Origin of the sequence: Nostoc sp., from assembly GCF_036916655.1 — a bacterium.
GTDB lineage: Bacteria > Cyanobacteriota > Cyanobacteriia > Cyanobacteriales > Nostocaceae > Nostoc.
In genome coordinates this window covers 165,739-181,580 of record NZ_JBALFY010000068.1, presented here as the reverse complement: position 1 = coordinate 181,580, position 15,842 = coordinate 165,739, and the positions used below count along the sequence as shown (strand labels likewise).

Below are 15,842 nucleotides of genomic sequence, written 5' to 3'. Positions count from 1 at the left end.
AATGGAAAACTTCAATTAAATTTCGATAATTTCATATATATCTAATATGTAAATATTAAAGCTAGATTATTAGCCTACATTAATTAAATTACGTCTTGCAAGACATTGCGGGTATTTTTCCAAGCCCAAATACCGACAACTGCAACGACAAGACTCATTGCAAGTAGGACAATTCGCAAGCCAAACTCTTGATTTAACCAGCCTGTAATCGCCAGTGGTGCGGAAAGGGCTATATTAACGGCATGATTTTGAAAGCCAAAAACCTTACCATGCATAACTGGTGGAGTCTGCTGCTGAATGAGAGTTTGCATTGGTACACCAATTAAAGAACCACTCACACCCAGTAAAATACAAAATCCGAGTGCTAATACTTGACTATTGGTGAAAGAAACTACGCCCAAAATGAGCGCCATACCCAAAAAGCCAATTAAGGGTAAAGGTTTGTGATGGGTTTTTTCGCCCCAATGACCCAAAACGCCAGCACCTATAACCATACCAATCCCCACTGCGGCGATAAAGCGTCCAGATTGTTTTCCTTGTAAACCAAACTTTTCTGCTAAAGGCAGGGCAAGTACCATCAAGGCGGCAAAGACGCAGTATAAAACTGTAGTTTGCAGCATTGCATTTAACACCAAACGGTTTTTCTTGAGGTAGCGTAAGCCTTCTTTAAAGTCCGCCCAAAGGTCGATGCGATCGCCTAGAATTTCGCTCGATGATTTTTTTTCCCGAAAGTGAATCGGCAGCATAACTACAGCCGACAACAAGTATAGTAGCGCCACCACTAACTCTGGCCCATAGTTTTTAGCTATCCCAGTTTCAGCCAAACTCAGCAGTGGATCTCCTAACAAAAAACCGACAATTAAAGCACCCATCATTGTGCTAGTAAACAGCGCATTAGCTGCTATTAGACCCTCTCGCTTCACCAGTAAAGGAATCGCCGCTTGTTCGGCTGGGGCAAAAAATTGGGTAACGGTGGAAACCCCAAAAGTGATCAGCAGAAGTATATGAAAATCCCTTGGTAAAAATACAAGTCCAATAACCAATAGCCCGCGTAAAATATCAGAGCCGATCATAATCAGCTTTTTCGGTAGGCGATCGACAAATACACCCCCTGCTGAACCAAATAAAATTGCTGGTATGGTAAACGCCACCATCAAAATGGGGTACATCGATTCTTTTGCTACTCCCGCAGGAGGAAAGTAGCTACTGTTTTTGTCTACTACCAGATCGACCAGCATCAAAAAGAAGACCTTATCTGCTAACTGAGACACCAGTTGTCCAAGCCACAGGAACATAAAAGCACGGTTTTTTAGCAGTGCGCCAAATCCGTTATTAACAGCAGCCGGTTCAGTTGGAAACATTTAGATACTTTCTTTTGGGTAGATGGGGAGTCGCAGAACTAATGACTAACTCCTGTTTAATTACTCCATTGTCCGGATTAATTTGCTTCATAGCGCTTTAACAGCATAAGCAAAAATTCCGCTGCTGTCAGACGACCTTTGGGTGGAATAATCTCAATGGAAGAATCTACCCAACAGCCTTGTACAGTTTGGGGAGATTTCCAAATCGATAAATGATCGACTGCGGGATCTGCATAAAAGTTATTTTGCCCACTACCTAGCAAAGAGGAACTCCAATGAGTGAAATAATCATGACTCATCCGATGAATAGGGAAATTCCCCTGTAGTGGTACTCCCCATCCATCTATAGCAATAAACGCTTTGACACGACCACCTAATATCTGCCACAAATGCGCTGCCCCTATTGCTCCAACGACACCAGCACTAAAGCTAATGAATATAATTGGTGATTTTAATGAGCCAGTCAAGCAATACCTGCGGTGAGCTACGCTAACGCGCAAAAACTGCAAAATATGCAATGCTGATAAAACCGAAACATCTTTACCTGGATAAATCAGTATATTTGCGGAATTGGGTGCGTTAGCGTAGCTCACCGCAGGTATCGCGCTATGAGAAACTAAATCTAACAATCCGACTCTAAAGCTTTCAGTTAATTCTGGCTCATGAATTCCAGGGCAAATAATTATACTCATCTGTAACACTACCTTTGATTTTTTGACTCTTGATATATAGAGTTTCTTCAAAAATCAAGCAATATTATTATATATTACCTTATTTTTACTGAGCAAATTATAGCTGCTTTACATATCTCTTCCGAAAGAATACTATTTCAAAAAAATATTAATCTGGAATATAAATAATATTAGATTAATCTAATAAATTAAATGTTTATTTTTCTAGTTAGTTTTATATTTCTATTCTTAATTATTTTTGTGGCTTTATATAATAATCTAATTCATAAAAAGAATCAAGTTGATAATGCGTTTTCTACTGTTGATGTCATTCTGCAAAAAAGAAGTGATTTGATACCTAGACTTGTTACCTTAGCTCAAATGTATATGCAGTTTGAGCAAAAAATATTGACAGAAATTAGCAGACTTAGAAGTAGAGCGACTTCAAAAGATTTAAGTGACAATAGCCGAGTCGCGACAGAAGACCAAATTTCCAGAATTTTAACCAAAATCATCGTCGTGTTTGAAGCCTATCCCGAATTAAAAACAAACGAACATTTTATCAAATTACAATATTCCTTGAATGAAGTAGAAGAACAACTTTCCGCCGCTAGAAGATTTTATAACTCTGCCGTCACTGAATATAATAATGCCGTAGAGATGTTTCCGACAAATATTATAGCTTCGTGGCTGAAATATAAATTAAAATTGCAATTTCAAGCTAATCTGCAAGCAAGAAACAATGTGAATATTGAAATAACCCATAAGTAAATTTAAAAATATGTCAAAATTGAATTCTGTACAAAATCAGGAATTATTAAACGGAATAGCTAAACTATTAGAATATAAAAATTACAATTTAGCACTTCAGGGATTAGAAAGATTTTTTCAAAACAATACAGAATCCAATACAAAAGAATATTTGTATGCACGAGTCTTACTTTTAGACGCATATCTCTACAATGGACGCTTTGATAAGGCAATTAATTTATGTCAAGAATTGAGCAACAGTAAACATCAAACGACTCAGATATTAGCACAGTACTATCTTGCCGAAATATTTCCAGAGGCTAAACCTACAACACAAAAAGCATCACTCAATTCAACTAAAAGTTCACTCACTCCTACACAAGAAACTGAGCTTATAAACACTGCATATGAAGCTATTACTCAAAAAAGCTATAAAAAAGCAATCCAAGCATTAAAAGTTTTTTGTATAGCTGCTTCTCCCGATACAAAAGAATATTTAAAAGCACATAAATGGCTGATAAAAGCATATCAAGAGAATGGGCAAATTAATGAAGCGATCGCTCTTTGTCAGCAACTCCTGATTAATGAAGACGAACCAACGAGAAAATGGGCAACGCAACTTTTATTTACAGAACTCTTTACAGATAATATTGATGTGTCTGCGACTCCACCAAACCCTACTGAATCAGAAGTTAAGCTACAAATATCAAGCGAAACCTGGCCAAAAGAACCCGAACCCGCTATTGAAAAATTTACCCCAAAAACATTAAAGGAATTCAAAGTATTTTGTCAGAAAAATCTATTGAGTGAATTAAAAGTATTTGAATCTCGTAGGAAACAAGTTTTATTATCTATTGTTACTGCTCATCTAATTTTTTTATCTCTTGTAATTGTACTACTTAGGGTTTTTACAGTTATATCTCCTTTTTTGGAAGTTTCTACTGACAATAGTTTATATTTTAAAATTTGGTCTGAAACAATAATAATACCATTTGCATTTATAATTTTATTTTTCAATTATTTATTAGCTTTCTTATTTATTTTTTGGGCTTGGATAATTTTTTATAGCGCAGCATTTGAAACATTTTCTAGCCCATATAAATCAAAAATACCTGAAAATATATTCAATTTTATTCATGAAAAAAGAACATTAAGGTATATAAATCGTTGTTCACCCATAGATATCAAAAATATTACAGATAGCTTTGATCACAGCCAATTGTTTCAAGGAATTATAAAATCAAGTAACATTATACACGATGATTATATTTATGGTAGAATCAATGGTGTTGATATCTATTTTTCTAATATTCGCGCAGAATCAGAATTGAAACACTCTTGGATAAATCCTCTAGATATTCCATTAGTTACAACTTTGCAAGAAGACACAACTGATTCAAATTGGTATTTATTGTATCATCTTACTATTATTCCACCATTTATATTTTATGTATTTTTTTTAATTTTTAGATTATTAAAAATAATTCCATATATATTTGGCAGTATTTTGCAAGGTAAAAACATTGACTACAAAAAATTTGAATCTGAAGTTTTGAGAAATGAATTTACTAGGACAAATTTAGTTTTCAAAGGCTTGTTTTTTAAAGCTAAATTTAATAAAAAACTCCGCACTGTTACAATCATTCAGCCAAAAGTTATCAACGCTAATATTCATGCTCTTAATCATGCTAAGAAACAGGTAATTAAATTAGAAGATCCAGAGTTCGCTAAACTTTTCACTGTTTATGGTGATGACCAAATAGAAGCACGTTATGTCTTATCTACTAGTTTAATGGATAAAATAGTTAATTTTCGCAAGAAAACCAATAGGAATATTTATATTTCCTTTGTTGATGACATGATATACATAGCCCTTGAAGAAGCAGTAGAAAATAATCTATTTGAACCTAATCTATTTAAAAGTGTGTTAAGCTTTGCGCCTTTAAGAGAATATTTTGAAACTCTCAACTTGATGTTGGGAATTGTTGAAGACTTAAATCTGGATAGACGCATTTGGCAAAAAACTGCACCAAATTAATTTCACTGATAACGCAGCTTTTTGGCATCTTAACCGCTTTCGCTATTCCAGCTATATCCCTCTTTTGTCACTCTCCGAAAACATTTGCCATTTCTGGATTCTAGAGCTTTTGTATAGCAAGCGATCGCGCGATTCTTTTCTAATAACAAATACAAGACCAATTTTTTTCTAATAGTATAGCTTGTATTGATTGCCTCATCAGGCTTCTAGCGATCGCCCTCCCGGAGAGTGACAGAAGAGGGATATAGCAGATGAGGTATTGGTTCAATTTTCTATACCTAATGCCCCATGTAATTTTTGTATGTCAAAAATTACGCAAAATACCTTTCAAACTCTTACTCCTCCGTGTTCTCTGCGTCTCTGTGGTTCGATTTTCCGTTATCTGTGCGTAAGTTTTGTATGTCTTTTGATGTATTATCTTGATTTTCCCACCTATCCTATCCCCCTGGATGGGATAATAAGTTACAAGTGGGGAAAATGTGCAAACTATTCCCTAACTTTATATTTCTCTGCACTCTGGTTATATTGAGGAACTAATTGTGGTTGCCACGCCGGAAAAAGTACAACACACCCACGAGCATCTATCAGGTAAAGACCGTGTAGCCGTACTGCTTATGGGCTACGGCGAAGTCGAAAGCTACGAAGATTTCGCCAACTATAACGAACAGGCTTTAAATCTACTGACAGCAAAATTTGCACCAGTACCAACCTGGATTTACCCCCCCCTAGCAAAGCTTTTGGCGCTATTTGACCGCCACGAGTGGGGACATACACACCACGATTTTATCTCCCCACACAACGCCATCTTTGAACAGCAACGGGCTGGCATTGAGAAGAATTTACAAGAAAAATGGGGCGATAAGGTTCAAGTTTTCAAGGCTTTCAACTTCTGCGCCCCTTTTCTACCTAATCAAGTCTTGGCAGAAATCAAAAACCAAGGCTTCGAGAAGCTGCTAATTTACCCACTGCTAGTTGTTGATTCTATCTTTACCAGTGGGATTGCGATCGAGCAAGTTAACAATGCTCTCGTTGAGTTGACTGATGGTGATGAACGCTGGGTTAAAGCACAGCGTTACATTCCTTCTTTCTTCAACGAACCAGCTTACATCGATTTGATGGCTCATCTGGTTGAAGAGAAAATTGCTGAGTTAGCAGGCGCTTATCTACCTTCTCAAATCGGTATTGTATTAATGAACCACGGCTGTCCCCATAAAGCTAAAGGCTTTACTTCTGGGATTGCTGAAAGTGAAGCAATGTACGACTTGGTTCGGGATAAGTTGATTAACCGTTATCCTTTAATCTCAGTGGGTTGGCTAAATCATGACACACCCTTAATTGATTGGACACAGCCAAATGCAGAGCAAGCGGCAAATAACCTGATTCAATTGGGTGCGAAAGTAGTAATATTTATGCCAATTGGCTTTGCGACAGAAAACCACGAAACTCTATTGGATGTGCATCACATCATCCATGCTTTAGAAAAACAGCATCCTGGTACAAATTACGTGCAAATGGCTTGCGTCAACGATCGCCCAGAATTTTTGGCAATGGTGGCGCAATGGGCTGATGCTCATATTGCAGAGTTGTTGTCAGAGCAACCTTTAGCAGTTAATCCTCAATTAGCTGGGCATCATCATCACCACCATCATCATTAAGCTTTATCAGGTGTCAAAGTTTTGCCCACCTGACATTTGTGGTGTATTTATTTGAAATCTCCCACGCCTTGAAGCGTGGGATTTTTTATTGAACCTGTGTTTTCTCTTATAGTAAAAAAATTGTAGATTGGGTGGAGGCTTTGCGTAATCCAATCTACCTCTAATGCACTTTGAAGACGCGATAAATCCCAATAGTTAAAATATCAATTAACTTGTGTCGCTTCGTGCGATCTATTCGTGGGTCTGACATTTGTGCAAAGTGGTCAGCAATGGTAATTTTGGGCTTGAGTTTCATGCCTTCTTTGGGCTTTACTCTACTTTTACTATGACTTATACCATCAATGCCTAATTGCTTATCGTTCATCCCACACGCGATCGCCCAAAGCCGATAGACCTTACCTGTGGGTGTAGCTCTGCGATCATTTGAGCCTGTTGCCTATCTTAAAATGACCATATCCCGTTTGCAACCCCAGGAAAACCAGAACGTTGAAGACTTCTGCTGTGCCTGTCATATTGGCAACGGTAAAGTGAACAGCGAGAACAAACACCAAAATCTGAGATTCTTCAAGAAAAGCTTGACTTGCTTTATCTAGCCTTGTAAAGTGTTTCCTAGTTTATCATTTAACACCTTTAACTCGATAGACTTGCCGTAGTTTATGAAACTAGTCTAACTTTGCCAGTTCTTTGAATGTCTGTTTAATAAACAAAATATGCGTGAAAAGCATGATTTTGTTTATGAACATAAAAAATGGATATTTGACTCTAAAATTTGTAGTCTTTTGAGAGTCGTTATTAATTAGGATTAAGCAGCGATCGCAGATGTTTTGAATAACTGATTGTAACTGGTAGTTCTCATTGAAATTGGAGCAAAGCGACCATGACTGAACCACGCTATGGAATTTGGATTCCGGTCTATGGAAACTGGGGGCCGCTAAATCAACCCGAAGATCCATTTGATGCCAGTTATGCCAGGGCGCGATCGCTCTTGATTCAAGCGGAACGAGTCGGTTTTTCATCTACTCTCCTTGCACAACACATCATTAATTGTTACGACCAAGATTTCGATCAACTAGAAACCTGGACAGCAGCAGCAGCCCTCGCCGAAGCCACAGAAAAAATTGAGATTATTGCCGCAATTAAGCCCTTATTATTTCATCCTGCTGTTCTAGCAAAGATGGCACTGGGTATTGACGCTATTAGTAATGGCAGATTTTCGATTAACTTGGTTAGTGCCTGGTTTCGCACAGAAATGGAAAAGGCTGGTATTCCGTTTCCTGAGCATGACGAACGTTATCGTTACTCCCAAGATTGGATTAAAGTTGTCAAAGCCCTGTGGAGTGGGGAAAGAGTAAACTATCAAGGCGAATACTTTCAAATTCAGGATCTCAGTTATCGCCCAACACCTGTAGCTCAACCTCGTCCACGAGTTTACCTGGGGGGTGAATCAGATCCAGCTAGATCCTTAGCGGCTCAAGAGGCAGATGTCTTCTTTATTAATGGTCAGCCGATTGCAGAAGTCCGCAAGATTATTACTGATGTCTCCCGTAGACCTCGCAAGCAACTCCAGCCGCTACGGTTTGGGATGTCAGCATTTATTATTGCTCGTCCAACTGACAAAGAAGCCCAAGAAGAACTAGAGCGGCTGACATTTTTGCAAGCACAGGAAACTGAGCCATATATGCCAAACATCTTAAATGGCAATGATCCCGCCACCGTTATGTTCAAAACTTTTGAGAAGTATCCCCATGTAGGTACTAACGGTGGTACGGCGGCTGGTTTAGTAGGCAGTTATGACACAGTGGCATCTCGAATTCTTGAGTTTGTAGACATTGGTGTTGAAACCTTTATGTTGCAGTTCTATCCCTTTGCACGGGAGTTAGATCGCTTTGCCGCAGAGGTGATACCAAGGGTTAAACGCTTGCAGCCTGTGGTATAGCGCCCTCAACATTTGCAGTTTATGACCAGGAGAAAGTCAGTATGACTCAAGTTTCTACAAGCGAACGCACTGCACATATTATTAGCAGCGATCGAGAAGCCATTGAAATAGCGCAACAATTAGCGGCAGAATTTGTCCAAGAAGCAGCACAACGCGATCGTGATCGGAGATTGCCCTATACAGAGCTAGAAAAACTGGCAGATAGCGGACTCCAGGGCATCACCGTCCCCAAAGAATATGGCGGGGCTGGCGTTTCTAACGTCACCTTAGCAGAAGTCATCACACTTCTGTCTGAAGCTGACTCCAGCATTGGACAAATCCCGCAAAATCACCTTTACATGGTAGAGGCAATTCGGCTTAATGCCACTCCAGAGCAAAAGCTCCACTTTTTTGGGCTAGTGCTGGAAGGTAAACGCTTTGGCAATGCTTTTACCGAAGTTAGGACTAAAACTGCTGTAGCTTTCAAAACTCGCTTGACCCGCACAGATACAGGTTATGTTTTGAATGGCAAAAAATTTTACTCCACTGGCGCTTTATTTGCCGATATTGTCCCGGTAGTTGCCTTAGACGATGATGACAAAACCGTAATTGTGTTTGTCCTTCGCCATACTCCTGGTTTAAACGTAATTGATGATTGGTCAGGTATGGGACAGCGTACTACCGCCAGTGGAACTACAATCATTGAGAATATCCAAGTAGAAGAGCGGGATATTTTACGCCATTATCTAGCATTTGAAGAACAAACAACCATCGGGGCCGTTGCTCAAATTATCCATGCCGCAGTTGATGTCGGCATTGCCAGAGCAGCCTATAAAGACGCAATTCACTTCATCCGTAATTATACTCGACCGTGGATAGAAACAGACTTAGAACATGGCTATGAAGAACCATTGATTATCTACGGCGTAGGTGAAATATCAGTGAAACTTCATGCCGTAGAGGCATTACTAAAACGAGCCGGAGAATTTATCGATCGCGCCTTTCAAGAACAAACTCCAACCACTGCTATAGAAGCTTCAATTGCAGTTGCCGAAGCGAAAGCATTTGCCGATGAAGCCTCGATTTTTATCACCAACAAATTTTTTGAACTCAGTGGTACAAAATCCACCTTAGAAGAATTTAACCATCATCGCCACTGGCGCAACGCCCGCACTCATACCTTACACGATCCCGTGCGCTGGAAGTATATCAACGTAGGTAACTATTACCTCAATGGCGTTAATCCTCCTCGTCACGGTGCGTTTTAAGGAGTGCTGAGTGTTGAATATTATTCTTCTCCTGCCCCTTTGCTCTCTTTCCCAATTCAAATAAAGGTAATGAATATGGTTGTAGCTGCATCTAGAGAATCAAAAGATTACATTACTTTGGCTAGTGCGATCGCAGAGGAATTTGCTCAAACAGCAGTTGAAAGAGATATCAAAGGTGGAACTCCCACAGAACAACTGGATCGTCTGCGTGCAAGTGGTTTACTCAAGCTTCTAGTTCCACAAGAGTATGGCGGGTTTGGTAGCGACTGGGTTACTGCTTTGCAAGTAGTACGGGAAATTGCCAAAGGTGACGGTTCCCTTGGTCAACTGATTGGCTATCATTACGTGAATCTAGCAAATACTGGATTATTGGGACGACCAGAGCAAATAGCTAGATTTTATACAGAAACCGCTCGTAATAATTGGCTTTGGGGTGATTCGGTTAATCCCCGCGATCCCGATTTAATCCTGACCCCAGATGTGGAAAATTTCCGTCTCAACGGCACTAAAAACTTTTCCACCGGTGCAAGAAGCGGAGATATCATAGCGATCGCTGCCATCCGCGAAGACCTGGGTAATCTTCTCTTTGCACCTCTACCCAACAATCGAGAAGGTATCGTCCTCAATGACGATTGGGACTACATCGGACAGCGCCAAACCGATAGCGGTAGCGTTGAGTTTCATAACGTTCTCGTCTATCGAGATGAAGTACTAGGAAATCCCGATTCCACCGATCATCCTAGCCCCTTCGCTAGTCTAATTACCCCGCTCATCCAAATTGTGTTTGTCAACTTCTATCTAGGAATTGCACTAGGAGCATTTGAAGCAGCCCGAAAGTATACCCTTTCCACAACCCGTCCTTGGATTTTTTCGCCTGCTGAAAAAGCCTCCCAAGACCCTTATATTATCGAGCAATATGGTAATTTGTGGGTGGATTTGAGAGCAGCCATTAGTCATGTGGATTATGTGAACACCGTCATCCAAGGTGCATGGGAGAAGGGAGAACAACTGAGTGCCGAAGAACGGGGCGAAGTTGCCGTTACCATTGCCACAGCGAAAGTATTCAGCACACGAGTTGCCCTAGAGACAACTAGCAAGATTTTTGAAGTGACAGGCACTCGTACTGCTGCCAAAAAATATGGCTTCGATCGCTTCTGGCGCAACGTCCGTACTCATACCCTGCACGATCCAGTAGTTTACAAAGTCCACGAAGTTGGCAACTGGGTACTTAACGAACAAATCCCAGTTTTCACTTTGTATACGTGAAGGAGGCAGGAGGCAGGAGGCACAAGAGAATTTCTCCCCAATCCCCAATCCCTAATCCCCAATCCCCAATCCCCATATACACAATTTGAACAATGATCCTTAGCCACCACCCTGGTTCAATTGTCGGTTGCGATCGCTTTGCGGCTCCGACAGATTTTGCCCAAAGCCCCCTCTCTCAAGCATTGAAACAGCCTATATTGTTGGGGTTGTTTCTGCCAATCCAGGCAGGCGGTTGGAGTGCCTCCACACTACCACGTACCACCGACTGGAGCTTTGAATACAATAAAGCTCTTGTGCAGCACGCTGAGGCGCTGGGCTTTGACTTGGTGTTTGCGCTGTCACAGTGGCTACCCAAAGGTGGTTATGGCGGTGTGTTCAACGGTCAAGCGCTAGACTCTTTCATGACCACAGCTGCGCTCACAAGCCTGACACACAAGATTATGCTGATCTCTACCATCCATGTGTTATATGGGCCAATTCATCCATTGCACTTAGCCAAGTACGGCGCAACTCTAGACCATATATCAGGAGGTCGTTGGGGCATTAACATTGTGACTGGACATCGTGCTATTGAACACGAGATGTTTGGTTGGAAACGCATTGAACACGATCATCGCTATGAAATTGCCGCCGAGTTCATCGAAGTGCTGCAACGCCTGTGGGGTGACGATGAAAACTTCTCATTTGAAGGCAAGTCTTCATGGAAGCTTAGTGATGCTTACGTTACACCTAAACCGAAATACGGCCGTCCAGTGCTAGTCAATGCCACTGGCTCGGACGCTGGTATTTCCTTCGCTGCACGCTACTCTGACATTGTGTTTATCACTAGCCCAGGGGGTTCTGACTTCGCTAGTGCCATTGAAGTGCTACCCACACATACCCAAAGAGTAAAGCAGGCTGCACGCGACATTGGCCGCGAAGTCCAAACACTCCTCAACCCGATGGTAATCAGCCGTGAAACTGAGCGCGAAACTTGGGCTTACCACGATGCTATAGTCGCACACGCCGACCTAGCTGGTTTTAGCAGATTCGACAGTGACGCGCACGCTTGGAAAGGTCGGGTGGGTAAAGATGCACCAAAGCGCCGAGCTATTGGTGGTAATATCGAGGTCATCGGTACACCAGAGCAGGTAGTCGAGCAGTTTGTACAGTTGAAAAAGGCTGGTGTTAACGGTCTGCAATTGAGCTTTTATGATTTTAAGGAAGACCTAGAATTTTTTGGCGATCGCATCCTACCTCTGATGAAACAGGCGGGTCTCAGGTTATAAATCCTTGTCAATCTGGGAGCAATCTGATAGCGATCGCGTGCGGTTGATTTTTAACCGATCTCATAGAAATAATGTCAACTGCCATAAAGTTACAGAAAACAATCGCACCTCCTTTTATTCCAGACTTCGAGGTTTGATAGTACAGACAACGCATAATGGACTAATGGACATAGACGAATTGAAGCGATTATTACTGAAAGCTTTCTCGCTTCCTGCGATCGCCTAGCCAATAAATACCCCATCTAAAATAGGTGGGGTTAAATACTTACATAGGGTTTTACAAAGCCATTCCATAAAATGTAATCTTCAATCCCGATGGAAAAACCCTTATTATTTGGAACTTAGATCGGATTGCTTTAGCTCCACTCCTCAATAATGCCTGTAATTGGACATGAAATTATCTCACATACAGCCAGAATATACCAGAGATAAGCATTTATGCGATGGTATCGGCACTGCTCAAAAGTCACGTTGCTTATCTACAAGACACTGCGCGTAGCAATATCCTCAAAGCATTTCTGAATTCAAAATATGTATTTTCATCCAATTATTTTTATTTCTGTGAAAAAATACTGAACTATTGAAATATAAAGTAAAAATTTATAAATTTTTAATATTTGCTATAGCATAAAGGCACTCTCGAATTTACTAAAATTTAATGTGTTGTGTTATCTTTGATAGATTCGTAAATGCCAACATTAAATATCTAATAGCAAAGATTTTATGCTGGTTGGCTAGTGAAAAATTTGCTAAACTCAGGAGTATTTATGTCTCTATCTTCTCAACGAATATCTTCTTCATTAGGTTTAACAAAATCAGATATAGAGAGTCTTTTGGTGCTTTTGTATAAGCTGATAAAGCATAATAAAAGCTCATTGCCATTTACAGAATATGACTACAATTATAATTATGTTCCGCCACTGGCTTTAACAGGTGCTACTTCATTACCAATCATTCAAGTAGAATTACCAATTCAAGAATTACCTGATTTAAAATGGGTACTTTTAGTAGCTCAAAAATTAACACTCATTTTGGTAAATGATGCTCTAAGTAATTTTTCTAGCTTCTTCGAGAATGGCATTTCTTACGGACTGGATAATGATACCAAAAGCAATAGTTTAGCCCTGAACATCAAAGTCCAAAGCTTAGAAGATATTGAACAAAGAATAAAAGATGCGGAAAGTAAACAAGATTTAGAAGAAATTGCTTTAAACCTGGCATCGATTACTCAAGATATTACTGAACAACTGATTGCAGCCGATCCATCTAATGTTGTGTCATTTGACCCAGGAGAAATCTCTACATTTGAGGAACAGCTTCAGCAGATTGACGAGCAATTTGAATTGTATCAAATAGGTGTAAATTCAGGAAATATAGGATTTTCATCGCCTTCTGATGTAGAAGATTCAATCACAGACTTGCTAAGTTCCGCTTTCAAAAAAATCATTAAATCCAATGCTAAATTATTGGAATTAGAAAGTACTCAAACATCGCCTATAGAAGTAGAATTTTCTACACAAGCATCTACAATTAAGCCAAGTCTTGAGGATTATAATAAACTATTTATCAAAATCCCTCTCCCAGAAATTAGCGCTAGATTTCAAGAGGATGTGGTTTTTGCCTATATGCAGGTTGCAGGGCCAAATCCACTCATGCTTCAAAAGGTATCAGAACAGGAACAACCTTTACAAATTACCAACGAACAATACCAGCAAATTATTGGTACATCGGATTTGCTTGAAGTTGCGAAGAAAGAAGGTCGGCTTTATAAAGCTGATTATTCTAAGTTAAAAAATATGGAAAATGGTAATTTCCCTAACAAACAAAAGTATATCTATTCGCCTTTGGCATTATTTGCAGTACCACCATCTGGTAGCTCATCTCGCTCTTTAATACCAGTAGCTATCCAATGTCAGCCACAAGATCCAGTATTCACACCTCTAAATGGCGACAACTGGAAGATCGCTAAGAGTATTGTCCAAATGGCGGATAGTAACTACCACGAACTGGTTAGCCACCTTGGTCGTACTCACCTATTTATCGAACCTTTTGTAATTGCTACTAAGCGACGATTACCAGCAAGCCACCACTTAAGAATTTTGCTGGAACCTCATTTTGAGGGAACTATATTAATCAATTACGGCGCGCATAAAATTTTGATTGCCCCTGGTCGTGAAGTAGATGCGATTTTAGCTAGTAAAATTGAGAGCGATCGCCAGCTAACTGTTGAAGCTGCCCAAGATTATTTGCATCATTTCAACGATCTTATATTTCCCCAAATTTTGGCAAGTCGCGGCGTTAATAATACTTCTCAGCTACCTGAATATCCTTATCGAGATGATGGACTGCTAATTTGGAATGCTATTCATAAATGGGTGCGTGCCTATTTAAGCAGTTACTATACCAGTGAACAGCAAATCTTAGCTGACCAAGCGTTACAAAATTGGGCCAAGGAATTAATTTCTGAACAAGGAGGTCGCCTCCAGAATTTTGGTGAAGATATTTCAGGCACAATTAAAACGCTAGATTATCTAATTGATGCTGTTTCTACAATCATTTTTATTGCTAGCGCCCAACACGCTGCGGTTAATTTTCCACAAAGCCAACTCATGACCTATGCACCTGCTTTTCCTCTAGCAGTCTACTCTCCAGCACCGACTAATCCTGACCAACCAGGCGACTTTATGAGGATATTACCCCCGCTAGACCAAGCTAAAACCCAACTGAAGTTAACTTATTTGCTTGGCTCGGTCTACTATACGCAGCTAGGGCAGTACTCTAACTCATACTTTAAATCTAAGCCAGAACTGAGTTCGGCACTGCTTGCTTTTCAAAATGAACTCAAAGGAATTGAGCAAGAAATTAATCAGAAGAATTCTAAAAGGATAATGCCTTACAAATTCTTGCTACCTTCCCAAATTCCACAAAGTATAAATATCTAGCAAATATACCAGGCGATTAGAAATCGCGGCTACACAAACAAAGTCCGCCTACGCGGACTTAAAGAATTTGAAACCCACGGAGGTGGGTTTTGTCTGTATAGCCGCGAATTCCATTCGCCAGGGCAGGTGTGTTTTTACTTGCCCACTCGACAATTAATTTACGCCCCGCAGTTTGCGAGTGTTATCAACTAAACTCTGAGCAAATTGATCGAATCTTTGGGAAAGTTTCTCATCCAATAACTTACCTTCAGGAGTAAAAGCACCATAAGCCTGTCCGATCGCAATTTGTTCGGGAATCACCCAACCATGTACCCACCGAACAATTAGCCGTAGGTCATTTAAGGCGTTGCTATTAGGCTGACCACCCAAGACGCTAATTAGTCCTGTCACTTTATCAGATAATTGCTCAAAGCTCATCAAATCCAGAGCATTTTTCAGGACACCACTAACGCTACCATGATACTCAGGTGTCGCTAAAATTAATCCATCAGCCTGACTGACAGTATCCTGCAACCGCTTAACATCTGGGTACTCTGAATACTCTTTTGCCCCAGTGCAAAATGGTAGCTGCAACTGCCGTAAATCGAGAATTTCTACCTCTGCACCGAGGGCTTCTACCCTTTGCACTGCTACTTGTAAAGCAAGCTGGGTATAAGAGTTGGATCTTAAACTACCACCAATGCCAATAATTCTGACCATAATTAACCC

General features: G+C 40.3%; 12 protein-coding genes and 1 pseudogene. 9 read left to right on the top strand and 4 right to left on the bottom strand.

The genetic code is table 11. From position 1 onward, the window contains the following. Positions 1 to 83: 83 nt before the first annotated feature. On the bottom strand, positions 84 to 1,361 hold the full coding sequence (locus V7L31_RS19030) for an MFS transporter (RefSeq protein ID WP_334697678.1): 1,278 nt from the start codon (positions 1,359 to 1,361) through the stop codon (positions 84 to 86). Positions 1,362 to 1,438: 77 nt separating this feature from the next. After that, positions 1,439 to 2,053 carry a hypothetical protein gene (locus V7L31_RS19025; RefSeq protein WP_334697677.1) on the bottom strand — a complete coding sequence of 205 codons (615 nt, stop codon included), beginning with the start codon at positions 2,051 to 2,053 and terminating at the stop codon, positions 1,439 to 1,441. A gap of 240 nt (positions 2,054 to 2,293) precedes the next feature. Between V7L31_RS19025 and V7L31_RS19020 the strand changes: the two genes are divergently transcribed. From V7L31_RS19020 to V7L31_RS19010, 3 genes are all read left to right on the top strand, one after another. Then, positions 2,294 to 2,803 carry a LemA family protein gene (locus tag V7L31_RS19020; protein ID WP_334697676.1) on the top strand — a complete coding sequence of 170 codons (510 nt, stop codon included), beginning with the start codon at positions 2,294 to 2,296 and terminating at the stop codon, positions 2,801 to 2,803. 10 nt (positions 2,804 to 2,813) lie between these two features. After that, positions 2,814 to 4,820, top strand: a complete 2,007-nt coding sequence (locus V7L31_RS19015; RefSeq protein ID WP_334697675.1) for a DUF3137 domain-containing protein — start codon at positions 2,814 to 2,816, stop codon at positions 4,818 to 4,820. Positions 4,821 to 5,359: 539 nt separating this feature from the next. Further along, the gene (locus V7L31_RS19010) at positions 5,360 to 6,475 is read left to right on the top strand and encodes a ferrochelatase (RefSeq protein ID WP_334697674.1); all 1,116 of its coding nucleotides are present in this window, start codon (positions 5,360 to 5,362) and stop codon (positions 6,473 to 6,475) included. A gap of 175 nt (positions 6,476 to 6,650) precedes the next feature. Here the strand turns inward: V7L31_RS19010 and V7L31_RS19005 are convergent. Continuing rightward, a pseudogene (locus V7L31_RS19005) lies at positions 6,651 to 6,770 on the bottom strand (transposase family protein); the annotation flags it as partial. 582 nt (positions 6,771 to 7,352) lie between these two features. Between V7L31_RS19005 and V7L31_RS19000 the strand changes: the two are divergent. The 6 genes from V7L31_RS19000 (at position 7,353) to V7L31_RS18975 (ending at position 15,134) form a co-directional block, all read left to right on the top strand. Further along, entirely contained in the window at positions 7,353 to 8,411 is a 1,059-nt protein-coding gene (locus V7L31_RS19000) for an LLM class flavin-dependent oxidoreductase (RefSeq protein WP_334697673.1), read from the top strand. Positions 8,412 to 8,452: 41 nt separating this feature from the next. Beyond that, a complete protein-coding gene (locus V7L31_RS18995; RefSeq protein WP_334697672.1) occupies positions 8,453 to 9,658 on the top strand; it encodes an SfnB family sulfur acquisition oxidoreductase in 1,206 nt (401 codons plus the stop codon). 75 nt (positions 9,659 to 9,733) lie between these two features. After that, positions 9,734 to 10,924 (top strand): acyl-CoA dehydrogenase family protein, encoded by a 1,191-nt coding sequence (locus V7L31_RS18990; protein WP_334697671.1) that lies wholly within the window; start codon positions 9,734 to 9,736, stop codon positions 10,922 to 10,924. A 92-nt stretch (positions 10,925 to 11,016) separates the two neighbouring features. Beyond that, a complete protein-coding gene (locus tag V7L31_RS18985; protein ID WP_334697670.1) occupies positions 11,017 to 12,192 on the top strand; it encodes an LLM class flavin-dependent oxidoreductase in 1,176 nt (391 codons plus the stop codon). A gap of 4 nt (positions 12,193 to 12,196) precedes the next feature. Further along, positions 12,197 to 12,418, top strand: coding sequence for a hypothetical protein (locus V7L31_RS18980; protein WP_334697669.1), 222 nt, complete (start codon positions 12,197 to 12,199; stop codon positions 12,416 to 12,418). A 541-nt stretch (positions 12,419 to 12,959) separates the two neighbouring features. Then, entirely contained in the window at positions 12,960 to 15,134 is a 2,175-nt protein-coding gene (locus V7L31_RS18975; protein WP_334697668.1) for a lipoxygenase family protein, read from the top strand. Positions 15,135 to 15,287: 153 nt separating this feature from the next. On the opposite strand, the gene V7L31_RS18970 is transcribed toward V7L31_RS18975, so the two are convergent. Further along, positions 15,288 to 15,833 carry an NADPH-dependent FMN reductase gene (locus V7L31_RS18970; RefSeq protein WP_334697667.1) on the bottom strand — a complete coding sequence of 182 codons (546 nt, stop codon included), beginning with the start codon at positions 15,831 to 15,833 and terminating at the stop codon, positions 15,288 to 15,290. Between the last annotated feature and the right edge of the window lie 9 nt (positions 15,834 to 15,842).

Excerpts from the sequence above, each read along its gene's own strand:
- V7L31_RS18990 (WP_334697671.1), top strand. The coding sequence starts at position 9,734 with ATGGTTGTAGCTGCATCTAGAGAATCAAAAGATTACATTACTTTGGCT.
- V7L31_RS19030 (WP_334697678.1), bottom strand. The coding sequence starts at position 1,361 with ATGTTTCCAACTGAACCGGCTGCTGTTAATAACGGATTTGGCGCACTG.
- V7L31_RS18975 (WP_334697668.1), top strand. The coding sequence starts at position 12,960 with ATGTCTCTATCTTCTCAACGAATATCTTCTTCATTAGGTTTAACAAAA.
- V7L31_RS18970 (WP_334697667.1), bottom strand. The coding sequence starts at position 15,833 with ATGGTCAGAATTATTGGCATTGGTGGTAGTTTAAGATCCAACTCTTAT.
- V7L31_RS19015 (WP_334697675.1), top strand. The coding sequence starts at position 2,814 with ATGTCAAAATTGAATTCTGTACAAAATCAGGAATTATTAAACGGAATA.
- V7L31_RS18985 (WP_334697670.1), top strand. The coding sequence starts at position 11,017 with ATGATCCTTAGCCACCACCCTGGTTCAATTGTCGGTTGCGATCGCTTT.
- V7L31_RS19000 (WP_334697673.1), top strand. The coding sequence starts at position 7,353 with ATGACTGAACCACGCTATGGAATTTGGATTCCGGTCTATGGAAACTGG.
- V7L31_RS18995 (WP_334697672.1), top strand. The coding sequence starts at position 8,453 with ATGACTCAAGTTTCTACAAGCGAACGCACTGCACATATTATTAGCAGC.
- V7L31_RS19025 (WP_334697677.1), bottom strand. The coding sequence starts at position 2,053 with ATGAGTATAATTATTTGCCCTGGAATTCATGAGCCAGAATTAACTGAA.